The 12,485-nt window shown below is 63.3% G+C and carries 14 protein-coding genes; 4 read left to right on the top strand and 10 right to left on the bottom strand.

The genetic code is table 11. The features are described 5' to 3' along the window. Positions 1-130 precede the first annotated feature (130 nt). Both AC1DUY_RS24720 and AC1DUY_RS24715 read right to left on the bottom strand, forming a co-directional pair. Positions 131-496, bottom strand: coding sequence for a DUF1304 domain-containing protein (locus tag AC1DUY_RS24720; protein WP_478117789.1), 366 nt, complete (start codon positions 494-496; stop codon positions 131-133). Between the two features lie 231 nt (positions 497-727). After that, positions 728-2,482: an EAL domain-containing protein gene (locus AC1DUY_RS24715; RefSeq protein WP_478117787.1), complete on the bottom strand. Its 1,755-nt coding sequence runs from the start codon at positions 2,480-2,482 to the stop codon at positions 728-730. Positions 2,483-2,689: 207 nt separating this feature from the next. Here AC1DUY_RS24715 and AC1DUY_RS24710 point away from each other — a divergent pair, with 207 nt between their 5' ends. Continuing rightward, the gene (locus AC1DUY_RS24710; RefSeq protein WP_478117785.1) at positions 2,690-3,016 is read left to right on the top strand and encodes a hypothetical protein; all 327 of its coding nucleotides are present in this window, start codon (positions 2,690-2,692) and stop codon (positions 3,014-3,016) included. Positions 3,017-3,245: 229 nt separating this feature from the next. On the opposite strand, the gene AC1DUY_RS24705 is transcribed toward AC1DUY_RS24710, so the two are convergent. The 4 genes from AC1DUY_RS24705 to mtgA form a co-directional block, all read right to left on the bottom strand. Next, entirely contained in the window at positions 3,246-3,923 is a 678-nt protein-coding gene (locus AC1DUY_RS24705) for a hypothetical protein (RefSeq protein WP_478117783.1), read from the bottom strand. Positions 3,924-4,197: 274 nt separating this feature from the next. Next, positions 4,198-4,383 carry a 50S ribosomal protein L32 gene (gene rpmF, locus AC1DUY_RS24700; protein ID WP_068732923.1) on the bottom strand — a complete coding sequence of 62 codons (186 nt, stop codon included), beginning with the start codon at positions 4,381-4,383 and terminating at the stop codon, positions 4,198-4,200. After that, the gene (locus tag AC1DUY_RS24695) at positions 4,325-4,552 is read right to left on the bottom strand and encodes a hypothetical protein (RefSeq protein ID WP_478117957.1); all 228 of its coding nucleotides are present in this window, start codon (positions 4,550-4,552) and stop codon (positions 4,325-4,327) included. The genes rpmF and AC1DUY_RS24695 overlap by 59 nt, the downstream gene beginning before the upstream one ends. A gap of 132 nt (positions 4,553-4,684) precedes the next feature. Next, positions 4,685-5,347: a monofunctional biosynthetic peptidoglycan transglycosylase gene (gene mtgA, locus AC1DUY_RS24690; protein WP_478117780.1), complete on the bottom strand. Its 663-nt coding sequence runs from the start codon at positions 5,345-5,347 to the stop codon at positions 4,685-4,687. A gap of 168 nt (positions 5,348-5,515) precedes the next feature. On the opposite strand from mtgA, the gene AC1DUY_RS24685 reads away from it, so the two are divergent. From AC1DUY_RS24685 to AC1DUY_RS24675, 3 genes are all read left to right on the top strand, one after another. Further along, positions 5,516-6,442 carry a polyprenyl synthetase family protein gene (locus AC1DUY_RS24685; RefSeq protein WP_089262697.1) on the top strand — a complete coding sequence of 309 codons (927 nt, stop codon included), beginning with the start codon at positions 5,516-5,518 and terminating at the stop codon, positions 6,440-6,442. A 13-nt stretch (positions 6,443-6,455) separates the two neighbouring features. Beyond that, positions 6,456-7,154 (top strand): DUF1345 domain-containing protein, encoded by a 699-nt coding sequence (locus tag AC1DUY_RS24680; RefSeq protein ID WP_478117778.1) that lies wholly within the window; start codon positions 6,456-6,458, stop codon positions 7,152-7,154. 168 nt (positions 7,155-7,322) lie between these two features. Continuing rightward, the gene (locus tag AC1DUY_RS24675) at positions 7,323-8,927 is read left to right on the top strand and encodes a Na+/H+ antiporter (RefSeq protein ID WP_478117776.1); all 1,605 of its coding nucleotides are present in this window, start codon (positions 7,323-7,325) and stop codon (positions 8,925-8,927) included. 6 nt (positions 8,928-8,933) lie between these two features. On the opposite strand, the gene AC1DUY_RS24670 is transcribed toward AC1DUY_RS24675, so the two are convergent. From AC1DUY_RS24670 to AC1DUY_RS24655, 4 genes are all read right to left on the bottom strand, one after another. After that, positions 8,934-9,323 (bottom strand): hypothetical protein, encoded by a 390-nt coding sequence (locus AC1DUY_RS24670; RefSeq protein ID WP_120288293.1) that lies wholly within the window; start codon positions 9,321-9,323, stop codon positions 8,934-8,936. Between the two features lie 240 nt (positions 9,324-9,563). After that, positions 9,564-10,847 carry a flavodoxin-dependent (E)-4-hydroxy-3-methylbut-2-enyl-diphosphate synthase gene (ispG, locus tag AC1DUY_RS24665; RefSeq protein WP_089262692.1) on the bottom strand — a complete coding sequence of 428 codons (1,284 nt, stop codon included), beginning with the start codon at positions 10,845-10,847 and terminating at the stop codon, positions 9,564-9,566. Between the two features lie 49 nt (positions 10,848-10,896). Further along, entirely contained in the window at positions 10,897-11,811 is a 915-nt protein-coding gene (locus AC1DUY_RS24660; RefSeq protein WP_478117774.1) for a DMT family transporter, read from the bottom strand. Between the two features lie 42 nt (positions 11,812-11,853). Then, entirely contained in the window at positions 11,854-12,339 is a 486-nt protein-coding gene (locus tag AC1DUY_RS24655; protein WP_092139844.1) for a Fur family transcriptional regulator, read from the bottom strand. Between the last annotated feature and the right edge of the window lie 146 nt (positions 12,340-12,485).

Below are 12,485 nucleotides of genomic sequence, written 5' to 3'. Positions count from 1 at the left end.
CGTTCCCGTGCGGGCGCCGTCGTTACCGGGGAGTGTGAGGCAAGGATTTGAGGTTGGCAAGGCGAGGAGATGGGCACTTTCCCTCATCTCTCCCCGCAAGCGGGGAGAAGGAGTCGCGCGGCGCTCCGGGCTAACTCGCCAGCCACAGCACGATCAGCGCCAGCGCCGCCGGCGCGGCCTGCACATAGAGAATGCGCTTGCTCGCCGTCGCTGCGCCATAGGCACCGGCGACGATCACGCACAGCAAAAAGAACGCCTTGATCTGGAATGCGAAGGCTGGCGTGGAATGCAGCAGGCCCCAGATCAGACCGGCGGCGAGGAAGCCGTTATAGAGGCCCTGATTGGCGGCGAGCACCGCGGTGATCTCGGCCTTCTCCGGCGTATTTTTGAAGGTCTTCAGGCCCTGCGGCTTCTGCCAGAGAAACATTTCCAGCACGAGAAAGTAGATATGCAGCGCCGCGACCAGCACGGTCAGAAGATTACCGATGAAATTCATGAGAGTCCCCCGTTAGTATCCCCAGCGTCATTCCCGGCAAACCAATTGGTTTGCCTGAGGGCGCGAACGCCTCTTGGCGGTCGCAAACCCGGAATCTGGATGTGTTCATACCATAACAAGATTCCCCGCCACTCCCATTGGAGTGGCTGAGGTTCGCATTCTCAACTTCGCTGAGAAAGCGCCCCGGAATGACGAAGGTAGATAGCCCGGAATGACAGTGTGGGACCGAAACTATCCCACCGCCGGCTTCGGCAGCGATGCCGGGTCCAGCCACGGACGTGCGGATGATGCCAGGCCGGTAAGGCGACCCTGAATGTAGTCGCAGCCCCAGTCGCGCAGCAGCAGGCCGGACTCCTCGTCCTGCACCCATTCGGCGACGGTCTTGATGCCGAGCCGGTGGCACAGGTCGATCAGGGTCTGCACGAAAGCGCGGTCGTCGGCGGAATGCGCGATGTTCTGCACGAAGGCGCCGTCGATCTTGACGATATCGACGCCGAGCTTGCGCAGGTTGCGGAACGAGGTGTAGCCGGCGCCGAAATCGTCGATGGCGATGCGGCTGCCGAAATTCTTCAGCCGCGTGACGAAGCCGCGGACGTCGTCGAGGTCCTGGATGGCCACGGTCTCGGTGATCTCGACGATCAGCCGCTGCGCGACGCCGGGATGGGCCGCCATCATCGACTCGATGGAGGTCCACCAGTCCGGGTCCATCGTCGTGTCCGGCGAGATGTTCAGCGACAGCTGTACATCCGGCGCGGCGGCGAGTTCGGCGACGACAAGTTCGAGCACGCGGTGATCGACCAGCCGGATCAGCCCCAGTTTCTCGGCGACCGGCACGATATCCGGCGCCAGCAGCAATTGCCCGTCATCCTGCTTCATGCGCACCAGCGCTTCATAGAAAGCGGGGGTGCGGCTGTCGGCATGCATCACGGGTTCGAAGGCCGTGACGATGCGGCGCTCGTTCAGCGCAGTCACGATCTCGTCGGTGACGCGGATATTGACGCGGCGCTGCGCATCGCGCTCCACATTCGGCCGCCACAGGGCAAAGCTGCCGTGGCGGCGGCGCTTGGCGCCGTTCAGGGTTTCCTGCGCGCGGTTGACGGCTTCGTTGACGTTCTGCGCATAGCGGGGAACGCTGACGGCGCCGATGGTGGCGGTCACCGAGACCGGGCCGGATTGCGTCGGGATGACGTCGTCGCGGATGCCGACCAGAAAGCGCTCGGCGGCGATCGTGGCATCGTCAACAGTGCAGTTCTTCAGGATCAGGCCGAACTTGTTGCCGGAGAAGCGGCCCATCACGTCGCCGCCGCGCAGCCGCGCGCGAATCCGCCTGGCGATCTCGACGATCACCTCGTCAGCGATATCGAAGCCGAAGGCGTCGTTGATGCGCGCCAGATGATCGATGCCGATCAGCATGAAGGCAAAGGACGAGCGGAAGCGCGTTGCTTCCTCGATCGCTTCGGCAAGCGACGCCAGAAGATGCGCACGATTGAGTTCGCCGGTGACGGGATCGTGCTGCGCCAGTTTCAGCAGTTGTTCGTCGCGGGCATGGCGTTCGTTGTCGATGCGGACGACGCCTTCGACACGCACCGCCTTGCCCGCGGCATCGGCACGGCAGTTGCCGCTTTCCTCGATCCACAGCACGGCGGCCGTGGTCGAGGCGCGTAGTCCGTATTCGATCCGGTAAGTGCCGCCGCCGGAAGCGAGTGCCTTGGCCAGTGCCTCGGTGCGAATGCCGCGTTGCGGCTCGATCAGCGTCGCAAGCTCGGCGCCGCTGGCGATGGTGGCCGGGGAAATGTCGGTGAAGATGGCGGCGGCCTGGTCGGTCCAGGTGATCCGGTCGCTGGCGATGTCCCAGATGAAGGCGGCCTGGCCGAGTGCGGCCAGAATCTCTGCTGCCTGCGGCTCGGAAGCGCGACCTGCCTGCAAGGAAGAATCGGCGCTCTGGGAAACAGCGGATGTCAAAGTCGCCTCGTTTTGGGACGTCATCGGGTGATTCGCCCCCCGACAATACGGCTCAGATCGCTATAATCGTTAGTCAAAGTTCCTAAAGACTTAAGAAAGTGTAGCCGGGCAGGCCTTCGCAAAGCTGATGAGGCCCCGATCTGAGTTGTGGAGAGCCGCGGCACGACCCTTGCGACGCAGAGGGTGGAGGGGCAACCCTCGTCCCGTATTGAGACGCGAGCACTGTTAACGATGTCGATTTCCGCGACCCGCGCTTACGCCACGACGCCGCAGCCGATGCGGCGCGCCGGCGATTTCGTGGTCGAGAAAGATTCGGTCATCGTGGAGGCCGTCGCGCTGACGCGGCTTGAGCCGGTTCAACGCAGTGCGCCGGTGTCGTCGCGCGTGGCACGGCCCGACGCATCCTTCATCGCACATCTGATCGCGACCGCCGAGCAGGCGCCGCAAACCCGCGAACTACGTCGTGCGGCTGTCGCCGATGTCGAGGCGGCCTATCGGGCGGTGGCAAATATGTATGTTGCGGGATCGGCGAGCGGTCAGACGCAGCGAGTGATCTGACTTTTCTTTTCCCTCCCTCCAGCGCAGCGAAGCTGCGCGCAGTGGGGAGGGTCGGCCGAACCCTGATGATGCGCAGCATCGTTAGGGTGAAGGACGGGGTGGGGCTGCCCCACGCTCGACAGCGTATGTTGAAACACCCCGCCCGTCACGTCGCTCGCTTTCGCTCGCAACGCGCCACCCTCCCCACTGCGCGCAGCTTCGCTGCGCTTGAGGGAGGGATTAAGACAGCTTACGTCTTCGGCTTGTCGTCAGGCGACGCGACGCCACCCGGCTGCAAATCCGGCGATGTAATCTGCGGCGACGTATGCGCGACGACTTCCGGCGGGACCGGGACCGGGGTCGATTCAAGTTTCGGCTCGATCCGTTCGAGCTTCTCGACCTTTGGCTCTGGACGATCGGTCAACACCGCTTCGGCGACGGACGTCGCGGCCGGAACGGGGGCGGGCGGAGGCGTCGGAGCGACCGGAGCTGGCGCGGGCTCATAACGCGGTGCCGGCTCCGGTGCATAGACCGGCGCGGCGACGCGGCGCGGACGGCGAGCGCGGAGCGAGATGCCGGCGAGGAAATCCACCATCGCCGTCAGGGTGATCAGGAAGAAGGTCGCATTGCCGAATTTCGGCAGCATCACGAATTCAGTAGCTGCCGCGCCGAACACCAGCAGCGACAGGAAATGATCGGTGAAATATTTCGGCGCCGGGCGCGCGGCGCGCATCACTTCGAGCCACAGCAAGAGAATGCTGAGCGCAACGAGCAGGTCGTTGAGCGTCACCATCCAGATGTCTTTCGACATCAGCGTGATCGGGAAGAGGGGGATCGGGCCCGACAGCGCGAGGTCGGGCATCAGGAAGGCGATGATGTTGCAGATCGCCACTGGAATCAGCAGCAGCGGGAAACCGATCGACGCCATCGAAGGCCTTCTTTGCGAGCGAGAGAACCAGAACGCATGTGGGCGATGCAGGGCATCACCAAGGTGACGACATCACCGAGGTGACGCGCGCGCATCACCGGGACAACGCATTAGCTCCAGAGTTGGAGCGAATTCGGGCGGAAGACCAGTTCAGAATTATAGTCTGAACAGCTTTCTCGACTTGCCCGCTGGCGCTTCGACCCGCCTGACCCGGACCTTACGTGGATGATCGAAGGCGGCGCCACCTGACGCGGCGCTGCCCTCCATCCAGTGGTCAGGATTCTTTCTTCACCTTCAGAACCTGACGACCCTTGTACATGCCGGTCTTCAGGTCGAGGTGGTGCGGACGGCGCAGTTCGCCGGAGTCCTTGTCCTCGACATAGGTCGGGGTCTTGAGTGCGTCAGCCGAACGACGCATGCCACGCCGCGACGGCGATGTTTTTCTTCTCGGAACGGCCATAGGAAAAGTCCTTGCAGGTTCTTGGCAGATGGTTTCGATCGGCGCCCGGTGACAGGCGGCCAGCACGGATCGCGCGGGCAAAATCGCTGATAAGGGCCGGCTTATAACGGAATGACGACGACATGGCTAGGGCGGGGCGGTCTGATTTTTCGGGGATTTCGCGCCACAAACTCGTCATTCCGGGGCGAGGGCGGCGCCAGCCGCACGCGAACCCGGAATCCCGACATGTTCATCGCCACATGTCGGGATTCCGGGCCCATGCCCGTCGGCTTTGCCGCCGGTCCTACCCCGGAATGACAGCCTAATTCCAGCACCTCTGCAGCTCCGCCGCCTGTGCCCGCGCCATATAGGTTCCCGCCAGACGCCGCACCCCCGGCCCCGGTGTCCGGGCGCTGCGGGTGACCGGATTGGGTAGGATCGCCGCCAGAAGCGCGGCTTCCCGGGCCGACAGGCTCGAGGCTGGCCGATTGAAGGCATATTCGGCGCCGGCCTGGGCGCCAAACTGCCCGGATGGGCCCATTTCGGCGATATTCAGGTAGATTTCCAGGATCCGCTGCTTGGACAGCATCAGATCGACCCACATGGCCAGCGGGATTTCGAGGCCCTTGCGGATCACGCTGCGGCCCGACCACAGGAACAGGTTTTTTGCCACCTGCTGGGTGATGGTGGAACCGCCGCCGGAGACTTCGCCGTCCTGAGCGTCCTCGATGGCGTTTTGCAGGGAATCCCAGTCGATGCCGCGATGGCTGCAGAATTTGGCGTCTTCGGACGCGACCACGCTGCGCGGCAGCGCCGGCGACATGGTCTTGAGATCGACCCAGGTCCGCTGCACGGGGGAACCGGTGATCCAGCGCCAGGCCATCGGCGCCGAAATCGGCCGGCCGACGGCATAAAGCGGCGTCAGCAGATAGGGCAGCGCGACAAGCAGGATCCCGATCAGGATGAGGCGGCGGATGAGGCGCAAGAGGGGCGTTCCCGGTCGGAGCTATGCCGCTGATAAAGCGGGCTTTCCCCGCTCTTTTCAAGCCGGTTAAGCTTGCCGCGACCAATCGCGGCGGGACGCCGCAGGCGCAATTGACGTGGCCTTTGCCATAGAGGATTGTCCGGCCAAATTGTTCTGGAGCTATTCTTAATGTCGACCGGTGCTTCCACCAAAGATTTTGCCTCGCGCCTGGACCAGACCGCGGACGATACCGAAGCCGTACTGACCAAAGTGCTCGCCGATGGCGTGCTACCCGATGAAATCGCCCGGCCGAAGCGGCTGATGGATGCGATGCGTTACTCCTCGCTCGGCGGCGGCAAGCGGCTGCGTCCGTTCCTTGTGGTCGAGAGCGCAGCGGTATTCGGCGTGCATCGCGAGCAGGCGCTGCTGGTTGGCGCCGCTCTCGAATGCATCCACTGCTATTCGCTGATCCATGACGACCTGCCGGCGATGGACAATAGCGACCTGCGCCGCGGTCGTCCGACCCTGCATAAGGCCACTGACGACGCCACCGCAATCCTCGCCGGCGATGCGCTTTTGACGCTGGCTTTCGACATCGTCACCCGCGATGAGATCCATTCGGATGCGACGGTGCGCCTGCTGCTGACCCGAGCCCTCGCGCGCTGCGCTGGTTTGGGCGGCATGGTCGGTGGCCAGATGCTCGATCTCGCCGGCGAAGGCCGCTTCGGCGACAAGGGGCCGGTGGACGTCGCGCGTGTTCAGCAGATGAAGACCGGTGCGCTGCTGCGTTACGGCGTCATCGCCGGTGCGCTGCTCGGCCAGGCCACGCAGAAGGAATACAAGGCGCTCGACGATTACGGCCGCGCGCTCGGCGAAGCCTTCCAGATCGCCGATGATTTGCTCGACGTCGAAGGCGACGCCGCGGCGCTCGGCAAGCCTGCAGGCGCCGATGCCGCGCTCAACAAGACCACCTTCGTCACCCAGCTCGGCGTCGAGGGCGCCAAGAAGCGTGTCGCCGATCTGATCGCCACCGCCGACGCATCGCTGTCGATCTTCGGCGCCAAGGGCGACGTGCTGCGCGCCGCCGCCCGCTTCGTGGCCGAGCGCAAGAACTAAGGAAGCCCTGATCATGTCGGAGACGGGCAAGGATCTCGATGAGCTCCTTGTCCGTTTTCGCAAGATGCCGGCGCCGCTCCGTGTCGTCTATGGGCGACCGCGCACGTTTCTGGCGCTTCTGATCGGCATCGTCGCGTTCTTCGTGCTGCCATCCTCGCTGCGGCTGGTGACGCGCCTGCTTATCGGCTGGGACGTGTTCATCGCGTTCTATCTCATGCTGGTCTACGGCATGATGCTGTCAAGCGGCGGTCAGAAACACATCCGCCGCAACGCCGCCCTGCAGGACGATGGCAGTTTCATCATCCTGCTGGTGGCAGCCCTGGGCGCCTTCGCCAGCATCGCGGCCATCGTGTTCGAACTTGGCGAGGGTCATCGCAAGGGCTGGGAGTTGACGCTGGCGATCGTCACCATCGCCTCGTCCTGGGCCGCGGTGCACACGACTTTCTCGCTGCACTATGCCCATCAGTTCTATCGCGGAGCCAAACCCGGCGGGCTGGCGTTTCCGTCTGGCGATGACGACACGAAGGAACAGCCGGATTATTGGGACTTCGTGTATTTCTCCTTCGTCATCGGCATGACCGCGCAGGTCTCCGACGTCGGCATCACCGTGAAATCCATCCGCCGCACCGCCACGGCCCATGGCATCGTCTCCTTCATCTTCAACACCGCGCTGGTGGCGCTGATGGTCAATATCGCGGCAAGCGCGATCTGAGCTTCGACCTCTCCGCCGTCATTGCGAGGAGCGAAGCGACGCGGCAATCCAGAAGGCCACAAGCGAAGTAAGACTGGATTGCTTCGTCGCAAGGGCTCCTCGCAATGACGATCGCATTGACCTCACTTCTCATCCGGGCAAATTAGGCACGCAAAGGATGCCGCCCGCGTGGAAGCCAAGTTTCAGATTTTCCTGGTTTTGATCGCTGCGCTCGCAGGTACGGCGTGGCTGGCCAAGCGCATCAGCATTGCCCCGGCGATCCTGCTGCTGCTGGCCGGCATTGCACTGGCCTTCGTGCCGGGCATGCCCTCGATCCAATTGCCGCCGGACGTGGTGCTGCTCGGTGTGCTGCCGCCGCTGATCTATTCGGCCTCCGTCGCCATGAGCTGGCGCGAATTCCGCGCCAATCTGCGCATCATCACGCTGCTCGCGGTCGGCTGCGTGATCTTCACCGCGTGCCTCGTCGCCACCGCGACGCATTATCTGATCGGGCTGCCGTGGTCCGTCGGCTTCCTGCTCGGCGCCATCGTCGCGCCGCCGGACGTGGTGGCGCCGCTGGCGATTGCGCGAAAGATCGGCCTGCCGCGCCGGATTCTTGTGGTGCTGGAAGGCGAGGGTCTCGCCAATGATGCGACGACGCTGATCCTGTATCGCTTTGCGGTGGTGGCGATCACCACCGGGGCGTTCTCGCTGCCGAAGGCGGCGGGCACTTTCGTCGCCATTCTCGCCTGCGAATTGGTCTTCGGCCTCGCCATCGGCTGGATCAGCCTGCGCATGCGTCACCGCGCGCGCGATCCGCAGGTCGAGATTACGCTGTCGCTGCTGACCCCCTATGTCGCCTATCTCATTCCCGAACATTTCGGTGGCTCCGGCATCATCGCCACCGTGGCCTGCGGTCTCTACATCTCCTGGAACGGCCCGCTGCTGATCTCGGCGGCGACGCGCCTGCAGGGCATCTTCTTCTGGGATTTGGTGATCTATCTGGTCGAGGGTCTGCTTTTCCTTTTGACCGGCTTCCAGATGCGGGCGCTGATCGAGAAATCGAAAGCGTTTCCGTTTGCCGAGATCATGTGGGCCACGGTGCTCGTCACCGCCGTGATCATCGTGGCGCGTTTCGTCTGGGTCTATGCGGCGATCTATGTACCGCGTTGGCTGAGCGCTGACCTCCGCAAGCGCGATCCCGCGCCGAACTGGCAATGGACCTTCGTCGTCGCCTTCACCGGCGTGCGCGGTGCCGTATCGCTCGCCGCAGCGCTGGCGCTGCCGTTCACGCTGGTCTCGAACGAAGGCTTTCCGTCGCGCGACCTGATCCTGTTCGTCTCCTTCAACATCATTCTCATCACGCTGGTTGGCTTCGGCCTGTGCCTACCCGTCGTGGTGAAGTGGCTCGGCGTGACCAAAATCGGCCGCGAGGAATATATCGCCGAGCACGAGGCCGAGCTCGCGACACGCCGTGAGGCGCTGGCCACAGCCCTGGCGCGGCTCGATGCCATGACCGACGATCGGGAGCTGTCCGACGAGGTCGTGAAGCTGCTGCGCGCGCGCCATGAAAGCCGCTCGAACCAGTTACCCGGCGAACTCGATCCCGACGTCGACGTCTCGGCGGTGGGCATCGATCTGGTGCGCGAACTCATCAAGGCCGAGCGCAAATTCATCCACGCGCAACTGCGCGACGGCAAGATCACCGACGAGAGCCGCCGCCGCATCGAGCGCGATCTGGATCTGGAAGAAGCGGGGCTGAGCAACCGCGAGTTCCGGCGGATTCCGCTGTAGCGTTGCTCAGCGGATGCGCTCGGTGAAGACCGGCTCGAAGAAGCGCCACTCGTCGTAATAGGCATCAGGAAGCCTGTAGGGCTGGCAGTTCTCGAGCGCACGCATGCAACTCATCTGATACGCCTTGCTATAGGGCGTGGTCGAGGTGATCGATATCGGGCGCGCCTCATCGATCATGCCATCGCGATTCAGCTTGATCACAAAGATTGCCTCGATCGGCTCCTTGCCGCCACCACCGGGCTTTTTCCAGCATCGCTCCACCTGGGCTTTGAAGAGTGGTCCCCAGTGAGCTGCAGCGTTGCCGGTCCGCTTCGGCACCTGAGGGGGCGCTGCCGGCGGCGTCTGCTGTGATGGCGCGATGTCAGGCCGCGTGAAGCGGCCAGGCAGGCCAAACATCTGAGCGTTGCAGACGGGCATCCACGTCAGAAGAAGCACGGATACGAGGACCGCGAGCCTAGCGAGGCTTTTTGAAGACAAGCGTTGGCGATCGACAATCATGCCATTCTGCCAATGAATGCGGACTCAATAAAATAAAACTATAGATTGAATATTACTCCGAGGGCAATCGAGGCGGTCAATAAAAAAGCCGGCGACGGATGATCCGGTCGCCGGCTGATTTTGGAGCAGCTGCTTGAATTACTCGGCCGCGGTCACGACTTCCGGTGCCTTGGCGTTGGCGCCGTAGCGCTGATCGATATAGTCGATCACCAGCGCCTTGAAGTCGGCCGCAATGCTCGGGCCGCGCAGGGTGCGGAATTTCTCGCCATCGACGAACACCGGAGCGGCCGGGCTTTCGCCGGTGCCGGGCAGCGAGATGCCGATATTGGCATGCTTGGATTCGCCGGGGCCGTTGACGATGCAGCCCATGACCGCAACGTTGAGGTTTTCGACGCCGGGATACTGCGTCTTCCAGCCTGGCATCGAGTCGCGGATGAAATCCTGGATCGAACGCGCCAGTTCCTGGAACGTGGTCGACGTGGTGCGGCCGCAACCCGGGCAGGCTGCGACCAGCGGCACGAAGGTGCGGAAACCCATGGTCTGCAGCAGTTCCTGCGCAACCTGAACTTCCACCGTGCGATCACCGCCGGGCTCGGGGGTGAGCGAAATGCGGATGGTGTCGCCGATGCCCTGCTGCAGCAGGATGCCCAGCGCGGCCGAGGAGGCGACGATGCCCTTCGAGCCCATGCCGGCTTCGGTTAGGCCAAGATGGATCGCATAGTCGGAGCGCGAGGCGAGCGTCTGATACACCGCGATGAGGTCCTGTACCGCCGAGACCTTGGCGGAGAGGATCATCTTGTTCTTCGGCATGCCGAGTTCTTCGGCGCGGGCCGCCGACAGCAATGCCGACTGCACCATCGCTTCACGCGTCACCGCGCGGACGTCCTTTGGATTCGCGGACAGCGCGTTCTCGTCCATCAGCTTGGTGAGCAGTTCCTGATCGAGCGAACCCCAGTTCGCGCCGATGCGGACGGCCTTGTTGTTCTTGTTGGCGATCTCGATGATGTCGGCGAACTGGCTGTCACGCTTGCTCTTGAAGCCGACATTGCCGGGATTGATGCGGTATTTGTCGAGTGCCGCGGCGCAGGCCGGATATTCGGCGAGCAGCTTGTGGCCGATGTAATGGAAGTCGCCGACCAGCGGCGTCGTGATGCCCTGCTTGTCGAGTGCTTCGCGGATATGCGGAACGGCAGCTGCGGCCTCGTCGCGGTCGACGGTGATGCGGACCATTTCCGAGCCCGCGCGCGACAGCGCTGCGACCTGGTCGATGGTGCCCTGGATGTCGGCGGTGTCGGTGTTGGTCATCGACTGCACGACGATCGGGGCGCCGCCGCCGACAGCGACGTTGCCAACCATGACCTGTGTGGTGAGGTGCCGGGGCGCCGGACCGGCGATATCAGACGGAATTTCAATCTTGTTCATGGGGTCTCGAATATCAGATTTAGATGACATCCAGCAATGCGTTAGTGGTCTAGGCCCTGACCGGTCGGTTAACGAGAACCAGCCCGGCGATGACCAATAGCGCAGCGAGGCCGAAGGCGGGGGTCAGATGGTCGCCCATAATGAGATAGCCCGCCGCGACACCAAACAAAGGGGTGATGAAGGTAAAAGCCGACAATTTGCTGGCGGAATAGGTCTTGATCAGCCCGAACCAGAGCAAAAACGTGAATCCGACCACCCAGAAGGCCTGAAACGAGAGAAGGGACAGCGCCAGAGGACCGGGAACCCGGGTCACGGTCTCGCCCGCCAGCAGCGCCGCCAGGCCCAGAATCGGGACAGATAGCCCGACCTGGTATCCCAATGCCTTTTCAGGCGCGACGTAGAGCAAGGGGGTCGTTTTGACCACCAGCGTGGTCGCGGCCCATAGCCCCGCACCGGCGACGATCATCAGATCCCCGATCAGCACATCAGTAGTGACATCGGGCTGCGGGACGCCGATCGCCACGGCGACACCGGCAAAACTCACCGCGAGTCCGGCCCATTGCACCGGGCGCAGGCGTTCGCCCAGGAATTGATAGGAGCCGAAGGCCACGAAGAACGGCATCGTGTAGAGGAAAACCGCGGCGCGCGAGGCCGTCGTGAATTGCAGGCCGTGAAAGATCAGCACGAATTCGATGCCGAACAGCACGCCGGCAAACAGGCCCGCTTTCAGCGTGCCGTCGCGTTCGAACAACTTGACGCCGCGCATGCGCGCAATGGCCAGGATGACCAGCAGCGCGCCGGCCGAGCGCAGCATCGCCTGCGTGTAAGGCGGGATATCGTGCAGCACCAGTTTGATGGCGATCTGGTTGAAGCCCCAGGTCAGGCACAGCATCAGCACGAGGGCGATGGCGCCGGCGGTGAGTGCGCGTCCGCCGGGTGGGCTGATGATGGTTTCTGCAGACATGAAGCCTCGGACCCGGCTTGTCGCCGTGTTGTTATGGGATCGTCACGCCTGACAGTGCGCGCAGGTTCCGGTGATTTCGACAACAGACAGTTTTGGGACGAAGCCAGTCGTCCGTGCGGCATCATTCAGGCTCTGCGCGACCTTCGTTGCCGGCACTTCGCCGACCGACCCGCACTGGTCACAGATCAGAAACGCGACCATCGAGGCCGTGCCGTGGTCGTGCGCGCAGGCCAGAAAGGCGTTGCGGCTCTCGATGCGGTGAACGAGGCCGTTCTCCATCAGGAAATCAAGTGCGCGATACACGGTGATGGGTGCCGGACGCGAAGTGGTCTTGGCAAGCTCATCGATGATCTCGTAGGCCCCAAGCGGCCGATGGCTAGCGAGCAGCGCTTCAAGTACCTGCCGGCGGATCGGGGTCAGCTTTTGCGATCGGGCCGCACAGACATGCTCGGCATGATGCATCGCGTCCGCCGTACAGCGGTCGTGATCGTGGCCAGGAGCCGGGAAAGTTGGTTTCGGAACTGCCATATGGAGGTAGCTTAACCCGTTGGCTGTGATTGTGCCCGTCTTTTTGGCGCTGGGCCCCAGTCTTACACCAAATCCTGCGCCGCCAAACGACGAGCGTTCCCTGCAGATGGGGGGATAGTCGGGCGATTGCAAAGGTTGAATGGGCG

Source organism: Tardiphaga sp. P4_G1, assembly GCF_056401215.1.
This window is presented reverse-complemented; position numbering and strand designations above follow the sequence as displayed.